This is a genomic window from Mycetohabitans endofungorum (assembly GCF_002927045.1).
GTDB classification, from domain to species: Bacteria; Pseudomonadota; Gammaproteobacteria; order Burkholderiales; family Burkholderiaceae; genus Mycetohabitans; species Mycetohabitans endofungorum.
In genome coordinates, this window is record NZ_PRDW01000003.1 from 140930 (window position 1) to 157524 (window position 16595).

Here is a 16595-nt window from a genome sequence, read left to right on the forward strand (position 1 = left end):
TTCGAACACTCGGCGCGTCGGCGTGCGACCGGTGGCATGCCGCCCGGCGCAGCCGTGTCAGCCAAATTTTTGTCGATGCGACAGCCGCGGCGACTGCTACTATTTCGATAATGATTCCGCCACCCCTTCCTGCACTCGCCGCCGCCGCGGTACGCCATCCTTACTTCGCCGAGCGCGTGTTGCTACACGCAGGCGCAACGGCGCGCGGCCGGCTGAAGATCCCGCTGATCTTCACGCACGTCATGGACGAAGCGCAGTTCGAGTTACTGCAGCAATACGATGTGCGGTACGTACAAGGTCCAGTGTTTGACTCGGTCGGCTCGATCTAGCGGACCGCGCGGGCGCCGTCTGACGACCGGATAGCCCGTCACGTCGGCAATGATCTGCCTGCACAAGTCCGAATGCTTCCGGATTGCTCCGCCCATAGTGGGCGCAGCGCATCCGGATGGTACGCCCGGGCGTGCTGCGTGAGCATCGCGCCGTCACGCGTGGCCAGCAGCGCCTTCGTGCTCTGTGTGTCTCGGTCCGCATCGCGATCGCGCGTGTCGATTTCACAACCGACGTGCCGTCAGTCTTGCGCGACACCGCGGGGCTGGCGCAGACTGCACGCTGCGCGCCGCGCGCGGTGCGGCCATGGCTGTGCCGCGCGCCGTGGACGCGCCTGCTCCATCCCAACTTAGAACGCTGAGGTATTTCGCGATGATCCTGTCTTCCACCGAGTCATCCCCGACGCTCCCCCCCCGTGCCGCTCCCCATCGCTCGCTCGATGTCGGCGTCATTGGCAATTGTGCGTTCAGCGCGCTGATCGACAGGATGGGCTGCGTTGTCTGGAGCTGTCTGCCGCGCTTTGATGGCGATCCGGTCTTCAACGCACTGATCGACACCTCGGACCACGCCGGCCTGTGGAGCATCGAACTCGAGAACTATGTGCGTGGCGAGCAGTTCTACGAGCCGAACACCGCAGTGCTGCGCACGCGCCTGTACGACACGAATGGACAGGGTATCGAGATCACCGACTTCGCGCCGCGCTTCTACTCGCGCGGGCGTTATTTCCGCCCCACGACGATGGTGCGCCGCGTGAAGCCGCTGCAAGGCGCGGTGCGCATCACGGTACGGCTGCGCCCGCGTTTTGACTGGGGCCGGCTGCCACCGGCGATCACGCACGGCAGCCACCACATCCGCTATGTTGGCCCCGCGCAAACGCTGCGGCTTACGACCGACGCACCGTTGTCCTACATCGTCGCGGAACAGCAGTTCCTGCTCGATCGCGAGGCCAACTTCATCCTCGGACCGGACGAGACGCTTGCCACGGGCATCGAAAACACCGCGCGCGATTTCGAGCAGGACACGATCCAATACTGGCGTACGTGGACTGGCCGGCTCGCGATACCGCTGGAGTGGCAGGACGCAGTGATTCGCGCGGCGATCACGCTGAAGCTGTCGCTGTTCGAGGATACCGGTGCGATCATCGCCGCGATGACCACCAGCATCCCAGAGGCACCGAGCAGCAGCCGCAACTGGGACTACCGCTATTGCTGGCTGCGCGATGCATTCTTCGTCGTGCGTGCGCTGAACAGTCTGTCCGAGGTCGGCACGATGGAGGACTACCTGCGCTGGCTGCGCAACATCGTGCTGCGCTCCAAGGGCGGACATATCAAACCGCTGTACGGCATCGGCCTAGAAGCGTCGCTGCCGGAATCGATCGTCGAACATCTGGGCGGATACCGCGACCACGCGCCGGTGCGCGTGGGCAACCAGGCGCACGAGCACTTCCAGCACGATGTGTACGGCAACATCATCCTAGGTGCGACGCAGGCTTTCCATGACCGGCGCCTAATACGCCCGGCCGGCCTGTTCGAGTTCGAACACCTGGAGGCTGTCGGCGAGAATGCCTACCGAATCTATACAAAGCCGGATGCCGGCATGTGGGAGCTACGCTCGCGTGCGCGCATCCATACGTCGTCGGTGCTGATGAACTGGGCCGCTTGCGACCGACTCGCAAAGATCGCGCATACGCTCGGGTTACCCGAGCGCGAGATGCTGTGGCGCGGGCGCGCCGACGCGATCCGCGAATACCTGCTGAATAACGCGTGGAATGAGGCGCGCGGCGCGTTCACCGAAAGTGTCGGCGGCCAGGATCTGGACGCGAGCGTGCTATTGATGGCCGAAGTCAACATGATCGACCCGAAGGATCCACGCTTCGTATCCACTGTCGAGGCGCTCGAGCGCTCGCTGTGCGACGGGCCCTACATGCGGCGCTATGAAGCACCGGACGACTTCGGCAAGCCGGAAACCGCGTTTAACATCTGCACCTTCTGGCGCATCGACGCGCTGACCAGGATCGGCCGTCGTGACGAGGCACGCGCGATCTTCGAAGCGATGCTGGCGGCGCGCAACCACCTCGGATTGCTATCAGAAGACACGCATCCGGTCACCGGCGAGATGTGGGGCAACTTCCCGCAGACCTACTCGATGGTCGGCATCATCAACTGCGCGATGCGGCTTTCCGCACCGTGGGATTCGGTCATCTGAGCGAAGCGCTTACCGCATTGGCAGCGCGCGGACACGCCACGCACAGCCTCGCTACAGGATTCGCGAAGCACGCAAGGCTGGCGCCGGCATGCTCAGCTCTTCAGGCGGTACCCGGTCTTGAAGATCCACGCGACGGTCGCCATAAACAGCGCCAGGCATGAGATCGTCACGCCCAGGCAGACGCCGATGTTTACCTCGGCCTCGCCCTGGAAACTCCAGCGAAATCCGCTGACCAGATACACGACCGGGTTAAACAGTGCCACCGTGCGCCAAAACGGCGGCAGCATGTCGATCGAATAGAAGCTGCCGCCGAGAAACGTCAGCGGCGTGATGATCAGCAACGGCACGACCTGTAGCTTCTCGAAGTTGTCGGCCCACACGCCGATGATGAAGCCGAACAACGCAAATGTGAACGCGGTCAGCAGCAGAAACAACAGCATGAAGCCCGGATGGTTGACCTGGACCGGCACGAACAGGTGGGCCGTCGCGAAAATGATCAGTCCCAGCATGATCGACTTGGTCGCGGCCGCACCAACATAGCCAATCACGATCTCGACATACGACACCGGCGCGGACAGCAGCTCGTAGATCGTCCCGGTGAAACGCGGAAAGTAGATGCCGAACGAGGCGTTCGAAATGCTTTGCGTGAGCAGCGACAGCATGATCAGTCCGGGCACGATGAATGCCCCGTAGCTCACGCCGTTGACATGCTGGATACGCGAGCCGATGGCCGCACCGAACACAATGAAATACAGCGACGTCGAAATCACCGGCGACACGATGCTCTGCATCAGTGTGCGCCAGGTACGCGCCATCTCGAAGCGATAGATCGCACGGATCGCATACACGTTCATCACAGCGCCTCCTGTCGTGATGGTTCGCGGCGCTCTTGCATGAGGCTCACGAAGATGTCCTCCAGCGAGCTTTGCGTCGTCTGCAAGTCCTTGAACGCGATATTCGCGTCATCCAGCGCGCGCAGCAACTCGATGATGCCCGCGTGCTCAGCACGCTCGTCATAAGTGTAGATTAGCTCGTTGCCGCCGCGCGCCAACTCAAGCCGGTATGCAGCAAGCTGCTGCGGGACGCGCTGCAGCGGCGTGTGCAGTTGCAGCGTGAGTTGCTTCTTGCCGAGTTTGCGCATCAACTCGGTCTTCTGATCGACGAGAATGATCTCGCCATTGCGGATCACGCCGATGCGATCGGCCATCTCCTCCGCTTCATCGATATAGTGCGTGGTCAGGATAATCGTCACGCCGCTGTCGCGCAACGAGCGCACGAGTCGCCACATGTCGCGCCGCAACTCGACGTCCACGCCTGCGGTCGGCTCATCCAGAAACAATATACGCGGCTCGTGCGACAGCGCCTTGGCGATCATCACGCGCCGCTTCATGCCGCCGGACAGCGTGCGGATCTTGTTGTCCTTCTTGTCCCAAAGCGACAGCGCCTTGAGCACTTTTTCGATATGCGCAGGATCGGCCGGCTTGCCGAACAGGCCGCGGCTGAACGAGACCGTGCCCCAGACCGATTCGAACGTGTCGGTGGTCAACTCTTGCGGCACCAACCCGATGGTCGCGCGCGCGGCGCGATAATCGGTGATGATGTCATGGCCGTCGACCGTTACGCGGCCCGCGCTCGGATTGACGATACCACAGATGATGCTGATCAGCGTCGTCTTGCCCGCGCCGTTCGGCCCGAGCAGTGCGAAGATCTCGCCACGCCGGATATCGAGGTTAATGTCGTGCAGCGCCCGGAATCCAGACGCATACGTCTTCGAAAGGTTGGATACGGAAAGAATCGTTTGCATGCTTGGGACGATAGCAGAAGCCATCGTTTTGTTCAGCCTCGACGTCCCCCGAAAATACGCTGGCCGCGGCCCCCGATACGCGGGTGAGCGGCGGCGGTGCGCTGTTATGTTATATCATCTATTCTCGTGCGATGACGCCAGCACGCCCGCGCCCGGCCGCCGTCGGAGCGGGCCTTTCGTCGATCCCGGTCCGCCGCGTCGCGGACCTATCCGGAGCCGTTTGATGAAACGCCTTGTCGCGACCGTTGCCACATCGATCGCCCTCTGCCTGCCGCTATTGGCCGCCGCACCCGCACGCGCTGCGGCCTCCCAGACGATTCAAGTCGTCGCAGCCGAGAACTTCTATGGCGAACTGGTCCAGGCGCTGGGCGGCCCGCATGTGTCGGTCACCAGCATCCTGAGCAACCCCGACCAGGATCCGCACCTGTTCGAAGCCAGCCCCAAGACCGCGCGCTCGCTCGCCTCCGCGCAACTGGTCGTCTACAACGGCGCGAACTACGATCCATGGCTGCCCAAGCTGCTCGCCGGCTCGCGCGCAAACCGCCAGGCGCGCACCGAGATCGTCGCCGCCGAGCTGGTCGGCAAGAAGCCGGGCGACAATCCGCACCTGTGGTACCTGCCCGCGACCATGCCGGCGGTGGCGCGTGCGGTCAGTACGTTCCTCGTGCAGGCGGATCCGGCGCACAAGGCCGACTATGCCATCCGGCTGACGCAATTTATCGACTCGCTGAAACCAATCGATGAGAAAATTGCAGCATTGAAACAACGTTATCAAGGCGCGCCGGTGACCGCGACGGAACCCGTGTTCGGCTACATGGCCGAAGCCATCGGCTTAACGATGCGCAACGAACGTTTTCAGCTTGCGGCAATGAATGAGACGGAACCCAGCGCGGCCGATGTCGCCGCGTTCGAGCGCGACTTGAGGACGCGGCAGGTGAAGGTACTGATTTACAACAGCCAGGCCAGCGACACGTCGACCCAACGGATGCTGAAGATTGCGCAGCAGTCACATGTGCCGACGGTGCATGTCACCGAAACGGAGCCGGACGGCAAAACGTACCGGCAATGGATGCTGGAACAACTCGACGCCTTGGAAAAGGCCTTGCAAGGACAGGCTCAATGACTGACCCGGCGATCGAGCTGGATCGTGTCACGCTCGAATTGGGCCCACGCCGCCTGCTCGACGATGTCAGCTTCACGGTGGACAACGGCGAGTTCATCGGCGTACTGGGCCCCAACGGCGCCGGCAAAACCACGCTAATGCGTGCGCTGCTCGGGCTGATGCCCCCCGCCCGCGGCACCTTACGCGTGCTCGGGCAGCCCGTCACGCGCGGCAATGCCGCGATCGGCTACATGCCCCAGGTGCGCAGCACACCGGCGGCGCGGCGCCTGTCCGGCCGGGACTTTGTGGCATGCGCGGTCAACGGGCACCGCTGGGGCATCACGCTGGCCCGCAGCCGCACACGCCGAGCGGTGGACGACGCGCTGGCGATCGTCGGCGCGTCGGCGCTGGCTGATCGGCCCCTCGCCGAGCTGTCGGGCGGCGAACGCCAGCGCCTGCTGCTCGCGCAATGCCTGCTCGGCCAGCCCCGATTGCTGTTGCTGGATGAACCGCTGATCAGCTTGGATCCGAACCATCAAGCCGGCGTCATCGAGTTGGTGCGGCGGGTACAGCGCCAATTGGGCATCACCGTGCTATTCAGCGCCCATGAACTCAATCCACTGCTCAACGCGATCGACCGTGTGCTCTACCTGGGCAACGGCCGTGCCGCGCTCGGCACCGTCGACGAGGTCATCACGCCATCGGTGCTGTCACGGTTGTATGGCGCGCCGATCGACGTCATGCGACTTGCCGGACGGATCTTCGTGATGTCCGGCGGCGTGGAAATCGAGAAGCGCGATCACGCGCACGAAGATGACGGCGGCCACAGCCACAGCCACAGCCACAGCCACAGCCACAGCCACAGCCATCAGCATAGCGCTGCGCCGGCCCCTGGCTCTGATCACCTGTCGCTGGCACGCCAGCCCGACCACACCCTCGCGCGCCGCGGAACACACGATGTTTGAATACGAGTTCATGATCAACGCGTTCGCGGCGTCCGGTATCGTCGCGATCGTCGCCGGCATCGTCGGCTTCTTTTTGGTGATGCGCCAGCAAACCTTTGCGGGACATGCGCTGTCGCATGTCGGCTTCACCGGCGCCACCGGCGCCGCGCTGCTCGGCGTCTCGCCGCTGTGGGGCATGATCGGCTTCACGGTCGCGGCCGGCATTGCGATGGGCGCGCTCGGAGAACGTTTGTCTGGGCGCGACGTCGCCATCGGTATCACGCTGTCGTTGTCGCTTGGCGCCGGCTTGCTGTTCCTGCATTTCTTCACCGCCTATGCGACGCAGGTCACCACGCTGTTGTTCGGCAACGTGCTGGGCGTGAGCACCAGCGTACTGGCATCGCTCGCCTGGCTGGCGTTGCTGGCCCTTGCCGCGTTAGCGGCAATCGCACGACCGCTGATTTTCTCGAGCCTGCAGCCCGAGTTAGCTGAGGCCAAAGGCGTGTCGCTGCGCGCCGTATCGGTGCTATTCCTGGCGGTTGTCGCCATCGCGGTCGCGCAATGCACACAAATCGTCGGCGTGCTGCTCGTATTCACGCTGATGGTAGGGCCGGCCGCTGCCGCGCAGAACCTCACCACGCGGATCGGCGCCGGCGTTGCGTGCGCGGCCCTGCTCGCGCTCGCGCAGGCATGGAGCGGCATCACGCTGGCGTTCTACACCGACTGGCCAACGAGCTTTTGGATCACCACGCTGTCCGCCATCGCGTACGGCGCCAGCCTGTTGGTACGGTGGCGGCGCCCGCTGTAACGGCTTGCAATCGACATCCCGCCCTGCTTGCCATCAGGACAGCGTCAACGCGGGCAACCTGCTGTTCATCGTCGGCCGCTACGCATTCTGAGCGCGGCAGTCTCCTGTCCGGCCGGGCTGCGATCAATCGGTCAGCGCCGACTGGGCATCGGGCGCGGGCAACTTGACGCGCAGCAGTGTGGAGCCAAGCACGCCGGCCAACAACGCAAATAATGCACCGATGCCGAACGCAACGTGATACCCGGCGTTGAGCGCAGCCTGCGTCACGGTGCCGGACGCGGCCAGCGCGTCGGTGCGTGCCGCCGCGACGCTGGCCAGCACGGCCAGTCCCAGCGCCCCCCCCATCATGAACGCCGTATTGACCACGCCGGATGCAAGCCCCGATTCGGATGGATTCACCTCGCTCATCGCGGCCAATAGCAACGGATTGAACGCAATGCCCGCGCCCACGCCCAACAGCGCCATGCCGGGCAGCACGTCCAGCAGGAAGCCGCCGTCCACCGGCGCGCGCGCAAACAGCGCCAATCCAAGCGCCGCAGCCAACAAGCCGACGCCGAGCGGGCGGCGGATTCCGAAGCGCATGATCAGCCGGGCTGACAACCCCAGCGAGAAAAACGCCATGATCAGGTTCCCCGGCAGGAACGCGAGCCCCACCTCGAGTGGGTTATAGCCGAGCACGCGCTGCATATATAGCGCGGAGATGAAGAACCAGGCGAACATGGCAGCAGCCCACAACACGGCGACCAGATTCGCGACTGCGATGTTGCGCAGGCGGAACAACCCGAGCGGCATCAGCGGCGCACGCACCCGCGCCTCGATGACAATGAAACCGATGAGTAGTGCAACGGCCAACGCGAGCAATCCGAGCGTCGTGTGCGAGAACCAACCGGCCTGGTTACCGTTCACGATCGCGTAGACGGCCAACATCAGCGAGGCGGTCACTGTGATGGCGCCGCCGATGTCCACGCGTGCCGGCAGCGCGTCGGCGCGGCGCGATGGCAGCCATACCGCGCACAGCCCATAGACCGCGATGCCGATCGGCAGATTGACCAGGAAAATCCAGTGCCAGCTCAACACGCTTGTCAGCAAGCCGCCAAGCAGCACGCCAATGCTGCCACCGCCGGCGCATATAAAGCCGTACACTCCCATCGCGCGCGCTCGCTCGCCCGCTTCGGTAAACAGGTTCATGATCAGTGACAGCGACACCGCGGATACCACCGCCCCGCCCAGGCCTTGCACCGCACGCGCGGCGACCAGCGCGTGCTGCGTCGGCGACAGCCCGCACGCGAGCGACGCGAGTGTGAAGAATGCGATGCCGGCCAGGAATACGCGACGGTGACCGTACAGGTCGCCGAGCCGCCCGCCCAGCAGCAGGAAACCGCCGAAGGTCAGCATGTAAGCGTTGACGACCCACACCAGTGTGGTTTCCGTGAAGCCGAGATCGGCACGGATCGACGGCAGAGCGACGTTGACGATCGTCGTGTCGAGCACGATCATTAGCACGCCGAGACAGAGTATCGCCAACGCGAGCCAGCGTTGGTGGTGGTCCAGGCCGGCACTCATGGATGACAGTCTCCTTCGAAGTGAATGCGCGCCATCGCACGCGGCCATGACCGCACGCACTCGCAACGCCCTCCCGCTGTGTCCCGCGAAAGCCGGTACAGGACGATTGGGGGCGACTGCGGGACGCCAACGAACGTCGCGCGCATCGCGCTTAACCGGCGCTCGCCGACGCCGCCACTGGCGCGCTCGCCGCACCCAGCGTCGCCAGCGCGTCCGCCGGCCGCGGGGTATCGCCAGTGTGCTGCAGCCAACCACCGCCGAGGTATTGATATAGGTCGACGAGATTCGTCAGCCGGTTCAACCGCGCCGAAATTAGCGACTGCTGCGCGCCATAGAGGTCGGTTTGTGCAGTCAGCACATTCAGATAGCTGTCAACGCCATTTCGATAACGCAACTCGGACAGCTCGAGCCGCCGTTGCTGCGAGGCCACATAGCGGTCCAGCGACTGGATCTGCTGATCATACGTGCCGCGCGCGGCCAGGCCATCGGCCACTTCGCGGAATGCAATTTGGATCGCCTTCTCGTACTGCGCGATCGCAATTTTCTTGCCGACGTCGGCCAATTGCAGGTTCGCGACGTTCAACCCACCCTCAAAAATCGGCAAATCGATCTTCGGCGTGAATCCCCAGGCAGCCGATCCCGGCTTGAACAGCCCGCCCAGCGTCGGCGACAGCGTACCGAAGTTGCCGGTCAACGAAATATTCGGGAAGAACGCGGCACGCGCGGCGCCGATATTCGCATTGGCCGCCAGCAACCTCTGTTCGGCCTCCATCACGTCCGGACGGCGCATGAGCAGATCTGACGGCAGCCCGGCCGGGATGTCCGCGAGCAGGCTCTGTGCGTTCAGCGGCAGGCCGGCCGGCAAGTCTTCCGGCAGCGGCTGGCCGACCAGCAGCACGAGGGCATTTTCGGCCTGCGCGCGTAGTCGCTGCTGCGCCTGCAGGTTGGCACGCGCCTGCTCGACGATCCCCTGCGACTGGTGCAGATCGAGTTCGGAGCCGGTACCGGTGTCGAACTGCAGCTTCGCCAGGTTATACGACGCGTTCGCGGTATCAAGCGTGCGCTGCGTGAGCGCGAGTTGCTCGTCCGCGGCCAATACCGTCAGGTATTGGTCGGCAACCTGCGACACCAGCAGGATCTCGGCGGCCTTGCGCGCCTGGGCGGTCGCCAGGTACTGTGCGAGCGCCTGATCCTTCAGGCTACGCAAGCGGCCCCAGAAGTCGATTTCCCATGACGCCGACAAGCCAACCGAATACTGGTTGCTGATCGTGCGGTCGAAGGACGACAAATTCCTCGGCGTACGCGTCTTGGTCTCGCTGCCCACCGCGTCCAGTGTCGGAAACAGGTCCGCGCGGGTCACGCGATACTGCGCAGCGGCCTGCTGCACCTTCAAGACCGCGACCGCGAGATCCCGGTTGTTGTTCAGCGACAACTCGATCAGTCGCTGCAAGCGCGGATCGTTGAAGAATTCGCGCCAGCCGATATCAGCAGCGGCCACGCCGTTGGCGCCCTGCTGGCCGGGCGCCATGCGCGGCTGCGTCGCATAAACGCCGCTTTGCGGAAACGACGACGCGACGGGCGGCGCTGGGCGCTCGTATTTCGGCTGGAATGTGCACGCCGATACCAGCGTGGCAACAGCCACGGCGATTGGAAGCTTGCTCATCGGTTTCATATCAATGCCCTTGCTGGTTCGAGCCGTTACCTTCGATGCGTGACGGCGTCGGCTCACCCGCCGGCTTGTTGTCCGAGCCAAAACGATCGCGGATCACAACATAGAACATTGGGATCATGAAAATCGCCAGGAACGTTGCGGTTAGCATCCCACCGATCACGCCTGTGCCGAGCGCGTGCTGGCTGCCCGAACCCGCACCGTTGCTCACCGCGAGCGGGAACACGCCGAGGATAAACGCAAGCGAGGTCATCAGGATCGGACGCAACCGCAGGCGCGCCGCTTCCATCGCCGCGGCCATCGCGCTCATGCCTTCCTTCTGTTGCAACTCGCGTGCGAATTCGACAATCAGGATCGCGTTCTTCGCGGACAAGCCCACCGTGGTCAACAGGCCCACCTGAAAGAACACATCGTTTTCCAGCCCGCGCAACGTCACCGCCAACAAGGCACCGATCACCCCGAGCGGCACGACCAGGATCACGGCGAACGGGATCGACCAGCTTTCATACAGCGCCGCCAAGCACAGGAACACGACGAGGATCGAGATCCCGTACAGGATCGGCGCCTGCGCCCCCGACTGGCGCTCCTGGAATGACAAGCCGGTCCATTCGAAGCCGATGCCGGCAGGCAGCTTCGCGGCAATCGCCTCCATCGCTGCCATCGCCTGGCCGGTGGACTTGCCTGGTGCGGCCTGGCCCTGGATCTCGACTGCCGAGATGCCGTTGTAGCGCTCCAGCTTCGGCGAGCCGAAGGTCCAGTTCCCGGTGGCGATTGACGTGAACGGCACCATCGTGCCCGACGCGCTGCGCAGGTACCAGTTCGCCAAGTCCTCCGGATTCATCCGGAACGGCGCGTCCGACTGCAGATACACCTTCTTGATCCGGCCATCGGTATCGAGGAAGTTGTTGACGTACTGCGATGCCCACGCGATCGAGAACGTCTGGTCGATCGACGACGCAGACACGCCAAGCGCCTGTGCCTTTTCACGATCAATGTTGATCTTGAACTGCGGCGTGTCGTTCAACCCGTTCGGACGCACCAGCGCGAGCGTCGGATCTTTCGCGGCCATGCCAAGCAACTGGTTACGCGCCTCCATCAGTTTCTCGTGACCAAGCCCGCCCCGATCCTGCAGCTCAAAATCAAAGCCCGATGCGGTGCCAAGCTCCGGAATCGACGGCGGATTGACCGGAATTACCATCGCATCCTTATACGACGCGAAGTGACCGGACGTGCGCTGCACCAGCGCCTGTACCTTCTGATTCGACGCGAGGCGCTGCGAGTAGTCCTTCATGCGAACGAAGACCAGTCCGGAGTTTTGCCCACGGCCCGCGAAGCTGAAGCCGTTAACAGTGAACACCGACTCGACGATATCCTTTTCGTCCTCCAGCAGGTAGTGCTGCACGTCTTGCAGCACCTTGGCGGTACGCTCCTGCGTGGAGCCGGACGGCGCCTGCACCAGCACGAACATCGTGCCCTGGTCCTCATCGGGCAGGAACGAAGTCGGCAGCCGCATAAACAGCAGCCCCACTGCAACGATCACGGCCAAGTAGATAATTAGCCAGCGACCGGAGCGTCGGATCACATGCTGCACGCCGTCATGGTACTTGTCGCGGCTGCGGTTAAACGTGCGGTTGAACCAGCCGAAAAAGCCGGTCTTCGCCTCGTGATGGCCGGCCGGAATCGGCTTGAGGATCGTCGCGCACAGCGCCGGCGTCAGGATCAACGCCACCAGCACCGACAGCACCATCGCGGAGACGATGGTCAGCGAGAACTGCCGGTAGATCGCGCCCACCGAGCCACTGGACAGCGCCACCGGCACGAACACGGCCGATAACACGAGCGCCACGCCAATCAGCGCGCCGGTGATCTGCCCCATTGCCTTGCGCGTCGCCTCCCGTGGCGACAGGCCCTCTTCGGCCATCACCCGCTCGACGTTTTCCACCACCACGATCGCATCGTCTACCAGCAATCCGATCGCCAACACCAGGCCGAACATCGACAGCACGTTGATCGAGAAGCCCGCGGCGTTCATGATCGCGAACGTGCCGAGCAGCACCACCGGCACCGCGATCGTCGGGATCACGGTCGCGCGCAAGTTCTGTAGGAACAGGTACATGACTAAGAACACCAGCACGATGCCCTCGAGCAGCGTCTTGACCACTTCCTCGATCGACAGCTTCACGAACGGCGTCGTGTCATACGGGTATTCGACGACCAGCCCCTGCGGGAAGTACTTCGACAACTCGTCGATCTTCTGGCGCACCGCCTTGGCCGTGGCCAGCGCGTTCGCGCCAGTGGCCAGCTGAATGCCCAAGCCCGCCGTCGGCTGACCGTTGTACTTGGTATCGAAATTGTAGTTCTCACCGCCAAGCTCCACGCGCGCGACGTCCTTTAACCGCACGCGTGAACCGTCTGGGTTCACTTTTAATAAAATGTTGCCGAATTGCTCCGGCGTATTAAGCAGCGTGGCCTCCGTGATGGTTGCCTGCAACATCTGCCCGGGCTTCGCCGGCGTGCCGCCAAGCTGGCCGCCGGCGACCTGCACGTTTTGCGTCAGCAACGCCTGCTGTACGTCGATCGGCGTCAGGCTGTAGTTCGTCAACTTAGTCGGATCGAGCCAGATGCGCATCGCATATTGCGAGCCGAACAGCGTAACCGTGCCAACGCCATCGATCCGGCTAATCGGATCCTGCACTTTTGAGGCAACATAGTTTGCGAGGTCGTACTTCGACATGCTGCCGTCGTTCGACACGAACGCCATGACCAGCAGGAAACTGCTGCTCGATTTTGTCACCTTTGTGCCGAGTTGCTGCACCACTTGCGGCAGCAGTGGCGTAGCCAGTTGCAGCTTGTTTTGCACCTGGACCTGTGCAATGTCCGGATCCGTGCCTGGTGCGAACGTGAGTGTAATCGTCGCGCTACCGGAGTCGTCGCTGGTGGATGACAGATACAGCAAGTGATCCAGCCCGCTCATTTGCTGCTCGATGACCTGCGTGACGGTATTCTCAACCGTTTTCGCGGATGCGCCCGGATAGTTCGCGCTGACCTGAATCGCCGGCGGCGCAATCGTTGGATACTGCGCGACTGGCAACTGGAAGATCGACACGACCCCCGCCAGCATCAAAATAATCGCGATCACCCAAGCAAAGATCGGGCGATCAATGAAGAATTTGGCCATGAAGCGATGCTCCTCGGGTTATTGCGCGGCGCTGGCACCGGCCGACGCGCTCGCACTCTCGGCGGCCTGGCTGGCTCCGCCGGACGCGGCGGGCTGCGCGCCGGATGCGGCCGACGCCGCACCGGGCGACGGGCTCGCCGTCATTTCGGGCGGCAGTTGCGCGGGCACCGGCTTGACGGTTGCACCCGGGCGCACCTTCTCGGTGCCCTGCACGATGACGCGCTCACCTGGGTTCAGGCCGCTCTCAATAATCCAGTTTGCGCCATAGGTTTGGCTGGTAACCAGCTGGCGCAGCGTGACCTTGTTGTCCGGGCCGACCACCAGCGCGGTTGGCATGCCTTTCTGGTCGCGCGTGATACCGACCTGCGGCACGACAATTGCCCGCTCGTTCACCCCCTCGACGATGCGCGCGCGCACAAACATACCGGGCAGCAGCACGCGATCCGGGTTTGGAAACAATGCCCGCAGGGTGACCGAGCCGGTAGACTGGTCTACCGTCACGTCAGCAAACTGCAGCTTGCCCTCAATCGGATAAAACGTGCCATCCTCGAGCATCAGTTGCACTTTCGCGCTGTTCGAGCCCTGGGTGCGCAAGCGCCCCTCTTGGATCTCGCGCCGCAATCGCAAACCATCAGCGCTCGATTGGGTCAGATTGACATACATCGGATCGAGTTGCTGCACGGTGGTCATCAGCGTAGCCTGGTTCGCCTGCACGTATGCGCCCGGCGTGACGACAGATAGACCGATGCGGCCATTAATCGGTGATACCACATCGGTATAGCCCAGGTTGATGGTCGCCGTTTGCACCGATGCCTTGCCGGCCGCGACATCCGCCTCGGCCTGCCGCTCGGCGGCCACCGCATTGTCATACTCCTGCTTGCTGATCGCGTTCGAGGCGACCAGCACCTTGAAGCGCTCCGCCTGAGCACGAGTCGATGCGAGATTGGCTTGCGCCTTGGCGAGCGACGCCTTCGCGCCGGCGAGCGCGGCTTCGTACGGCGCCGGGTCGATCTTGTACAGCCGCTGGCCGGTCTTAACCTCGCTACCCTCAGTGAATTCGCGGCGCTGCACAATGCCGTCCACCCGCGCGCGCACCTGCGCAACGAGATACGCGCTGGTGCGCCCGGGCAGATCGGTGATCACCGGCACCGGCTTGGGCTCCACCGTCACCACGCCAACCTCGGGTATTTGCACCGGCGGAGCGGCCGGCTTCTTGCCGCATCCGGCAAGCACGAAAGCTGCGGCTACCGCGGCCGCCGCGGTAGCGGGGAAAAAACGTACTCGAACCCGATCGACGCGCATAGAATGCACCTCTGTATCTGACTGTGGCTAAGAATTGGAATGACCTCGCGCCTGGAACTGCCGGGTCGCGTCTGCCGGCGCCTGATCGCCGGCCTTGCGCAATACTGCGGCACACGGAACCGAAATGCACCGTCTAAGTTGCATGCGACGGGGGCACGCGGTGAGCTTTACTTCGCGTCACGCGCGCCGCTCAGCACCCGTACCCGGCGCGCCGTGCAATCCCTGAGGAAAACGCCGGTTGGCCTGACGATCAGCGGGTGCTATTGTATATACATTCATTGCTGAATGTATATTACCGTAAATTCGGCAGCCATCGATTGTGCACGGGCCCACGTCGTGTGCGATCCACTCGGGCCGCCTGTGCCGGTCCTGTGATTCGCATAAGAGCGCTTGCAGCAACGAGACCATGAGAAGGACCAAAGAAGAAGCGCTTGAGACGCGCAACCACATCCTTGACACGGCCGAAATAGTATTTTTTGAACGCGGGGTGGCGCGCACGTCACTCGCGCATGTCGCCGTGGCAGCTGGATTGACGCGCGGCGCGATCTACTGGCACTTCAAAAACAAGGCCGACTTATTCACCGCGATGGTCGATCGGGTCACGCTACCTATGGAAACGTTGGTCGAAGCCACCGTCGACTCGCGCGAACAGGATCCGCTTGGCAGACTACGCGACGTATTTGTGTTCTGCCTGCGCGATGCCGCACAAAATCCCCGCAGCCGGCGGGTTTTCGAGATCCTGTTCACGAAATGCGAATACACGGAGGATATGGGCCCCGTGTTGGAGCGTCACCGCAACGCGACCCGCGATGGCCGTGCGCGGCTGGAGATCGGGCTGCGTAATGCGATGGCCAAGGGCCAATTGTCCGCCGAGTTGGATCCGCGGCGCGGCGCACAGTTGCTGCACGCGTTCTTCGGCGGCATCCTGCGCGATTGGCTGCTTGACCATACGTCGATCGCGCTAGCGCAGGAAGCGGAGCGCATCGCGGACAGTGGTTTCGCGATGCTGCGCAGCCCGGCAACGCTCACCGCGCCCCGCTGACGCGTCGCCGACGCGCTTACCCGCTCAGGAAGAGCGCCCAGTAGTACGCGAGCGCAAGCACCGCGGTCGGGCCCCAGGTGATCTCGGCAGCCGACTTACGGCTGCGACCAGCGGAACGCGAGCGTCGCATGACGCCGCAGCTCGATCGACTTCGTTTGCGCCGTGTCCTCGTATTGCGCGCGTACCGTGTAGCGTCCGGGCGCGAGCTTGACCAGCATGTACGGACCCTGCGAGATCGTATCGAGCACGGTCTCGCCGCCCGCCCACGCGATGGTTACATGTACGTCGGCCAGGTATTCGCCGCGCGAGCCGGTGAACCGCAACGTGAGCGGCCAATGCGGCGCCTCGCGGCGCAACGCCTGCGACTCGTCCAACCCGACGCCACCCGACGTATAGTTGATGTCGCCCTGCGTGCTGACCGGCGGCAAGCCGTTGTTGTCCTGCGCCGCGACCCGCGTGGCAAAGCCGGTGACGCCGAGTAAGCCGGTCGCCAGCATGGCAAGCCCCATTCGATGGCGGTTTTTCATCGTGTCACTCCTTTCCTAGGCTGGTTCAAGGACGGCGGACCCGCGGCGCGGCGCGCACACGGCCCCCTCCTATTTTACCGACCCGATCAACGGCATACGGTTCCGGCGAAACATGAGGCAGCCG

General features: G+C 63.4%; 12 protein-coding genes and 1 pseudogene. 6 read left to right on the forward strand and 7 right to left on the reverse strand.

Translation table 11 applies throughout. The annotated features are described in order from the left end of the window. Nucleotides 1-209 precede the first annotated feature (209 nt). Nucleotides 210-329 (forward strand): annotated as a pseudogene (locus tag B0O95_RS16030) (EAL domain-containing protein); the annotation flags it as partial. A 370-nt stretch (nucleotides 330-699) separates the two neighbouring features. Further along, on the forward strand, nucleotides 700-2532 hold the full coding sequence (locus B0O95_RS04015) for a glycoside hydrolase family 15 protein (protein WP_104076739.1): 1833 nt from the start codon (nucleotides 700-702) through the stop codon (nucleotides 2530-2532). 92 nt (nucleotides 2533-2624) lie between these two features. Here B0O95_RS04015 and B0O95_RS04020 read toward each other — a convergent pair whose 3' ends face one another. Together B0O95_RS04020 and B0O95_RS04025 are read right to left on the reverse strand one after the other, a co-directional pair. Then, nucleotides 2625-3386: an ABC transporter permease gene (locus B0O95_RS04020; RefSeq protein ID WP_104076740.1), complete on the reverse strand. Its 762-nt coding sequence runs from the start codon at nucleotides 3384-3386 to the stop codon at nucleotides 2625-2627. Beyond that, nucleotides 3386-4336, reverse strand: coding sequence for an ABC transporter ATP-binding protein (locus B0O95_RS04025; protein ID WP_104076741.1), 951 nt, complete (start codon nucleotides 4334-4336; stop codon nucleotides 3386-3388). The genes B0O95_RS04020 and B0O95_RS04025 overlap by 1 nt, the downstream gene beginning before the upstream one ends. Before the next feature lie 106 nt (nucleotides 4337-4442). Between B0O95_RS04025 and B0O95_RS04030 the strand changes: the two genes are divergently transcribed. The 3 genes from B0O95_RS04030 to B0O95_RS04040 are packed head-to-tail and all read left to right on the forward strand — an operon-like array spanning nucleotide 4443 to nucleotide 7190. Beyond that, the gene (locus tag B0O95_RS04030; RefSeq protein ID WP_370641789.1) at nucleotides 4443-5459 is read left to right on the forward strand and encodes a metal ABC transporter solute-binding protein; all 1017 of its coding nucleotides are present in this window, start codon (nucleotides 4443-4445) and stop codon (nucleotides 5457-5459) included. Beyond that, nucleotides 5456-6403 carry a metal ABC transporter ATP-binding protein gene (locus B0O95_RS04035; protein WP_233203095.1) on the forward strand — a complete coding sequence of 316 codons (948 nt, stop codon included), beginning with the start codon at nucleotides 5456-5458 and terminating at the stop codon, nucleotides 6401-6403. Before B0O95_RS04030 ends, B0O95_RS04035 begins: the two co-directional genes overlap by 4 nt. Continuing rightward, complete coding sequence (locus B0O95_RS04040; RefSeq protein WP_104076743.1) at nucleotides 6396-7190, forward strand: metal ABC transporter permease; 795 nt, start codon at nucleotides 6396-6398, stop codon at nucleotides 7188-7190. The genes B0O95_RS04035 and B0O95_RS04040 overlap by 8 nt, the downstream gene beginning before the upstream one ends. A gap of 123 nt (nucleotides 7191-7313) precedes the next feature. On the opposite strand, the gene B0O95_RS04045 is transcribed toward B0O95_RS04040, so the two are convergent. The 4 genes from B0O95_RS04045 to B0O95_RS04060 form a co-directional block, all read right to left on the reverse strand. After that, nucleotides 7314-8753 carry an MFS transporter gene (locus B0O95_RS04045; protein WP_104076744.1) on the reverse strand — a complete coding sequence of 480 codons (1440 nt, stop codon included), beginning with the start codon at nucleotides 8751-8753 and terminating at the stop codon, nucleotides 7314-7316. A 151-nt stretch (nucleotides 8754-8904) separates the two neighbouring features. Continuing rightward, nucleotides 8905-10416, reverse strand: a complete 1512-nt coding sequence (locus B0O95_RS04050; RefSeq protein WP_104076866.1) for an efflux transporter outer membrane subunit — start codon at nucleotides 10414-10416, stop codon at nucleotides 8905-8907. Between the two features lie 10 nt (nucleotides 10417-10426). Next, a complete protein-coding gene (locus B0O95_RS04055; RefSeq protein WP_104076745.1) occupies nucleotides 10427-13600 on the reverse strand; it encodes an efflux RND transporter permease subunit in 3174 nt (1057 codons plus the stop codon). 18 nt (nucleotides 13601-13618) lie between these two features. Next, nucleotides 13619-14902: an efflux RND transporter periplasmic adaptor subunit gene (locus B0O95_RS04060; RefSeq protein ID WP_104076746.1), complete on the reverse strand. Its 1284-nt coding sequence runs from the start codon at nucleotides 14900-14902 to the stop codon at nucleotides 13619-13621. A gap of 406 nt (nucleotides 14903-15308) precedes the next feature. Between B0O95_RS04060 and B0O95_RS04065 the strand changes: the two genes are divergently transcribed. Continuing rightward, the gene (locus B0O95_RS04065; protein ID WP_104076747.1) at nucleotides 15309-15944 is read left to right on the forward strand and encodes a TetR family transcriptional regulator; all 636 of its coding nucleotides are present in this window, start codon (nucleotides 15309-15311) and stop codon (nucleotides 15942-15944) included. A gap of 95 nt (nucleotides 15945-16039) precedes the next feature. Here the strand turns inward: B0O95_RS04065 and B0O95_RS04070 are convergent, their stop codons facing one another. Further along, nucleotides 16040-16471, reverse strand: a complete 432-nt coding sequence (locus B0O95_RS04070; protein WP_104076748.1) for a carboxypeptidase-like regulatory domain-containing protein — start codon at nucleotides 16469-16471, stop codon at nucleotides 16040-16042. Nucleotides 16472-16595 lie beyond the last annotated feature (124 nt).

Excerpts from the sequence above, each read along its gene's own strand:
- B0O95_RS04020 (WP_104076740.1), bottom strand. The coding sequence starts at position 3,386 with ATGAACGTGTATGCGATCCGTGCGATCTATCGCTTCGAGATGGCGCGT.
- B0O95_RS04050 (WP_104076866.1), bottom strand. The coding sequence starts at position 10,416 with ATGAGCAAGCTTCCAATCGCCGTGGCTGTTGCCACGCTGGTATCGGCG.
- B0O95_RS04055 (WP_104076745.1), bottom strand. The coding sequence starts at position 13,600 with ATGGCCAAATTCTTCATTGATCGCCCGATCTTTGCTTGGGTGATCGCG.
- B0O95_RS04030 (WP_370641789.1), top strand. The coding sequence starts at position 4,443 with ATGTTATATCATCTATTCTCGTGCGATGACGCCAGCACGCCCGCGCCC.
- B0O95_RS04045 (WP_104076744.1), bottom strand. The coding sequence starts at position 8,753 with ATGAGTGCCGGCCTGGACCACCACCAACGCTGGCTCGCGTTGGCGATA.
- B0O95_RS04065 (WP_104076747.1), top strand. The coding sequence starts at position 15,309 with ATGAGAAGGACCAAAGAAGAAGCGCTTGAGACGCGCAACCACATCCTT.
- B0O95_RS04070 (WP_104076748.1), bottom strand. The coding sequence starts at position 16,471 with ATGAAAAACCGCCATCGAATGGGGCTTGCCATGCTGGCGACCGGCTTA.
- B0O95_RS04035 (WP_233203095.1), top strand. The coding sequence starts at position 5,456 with ATGACTGACCCGGCGATCGAGCTGGATCGTGTCACGCTCGAATTGGGC.
- B0O95_RS04040 (WP_104076743.1), top strand. The coding sequence starts at position 6,396 with ATGTTTGAATACGAGTTCATGATCAACGCGTTCGCGGCGTCCGGTATC.
- B0O95_RS04060 (WP_104076746.1), bottom strand. The coding sequence starts at position 14,902 with ATGCGCGTCGATCGGGTTCGAGTACGTTTTTTCCCCGCTACCGCGGCG.
- B0O95_RS04015 (WP_104076739.1), top strand. The coding sequence starts at position 700 with ATGATCCTGTCTTCCACCGAGTCATCCCCGACGCTCCCCCCCCGTGCC.
- B0O95_RS04025 (WP_104076741.1), bottom strand. The coding sequence starts at position 4,336 with ATGCAAACGATTCTTTCCGTATCCAACCTTTCGAAGACGTATGCGTCT.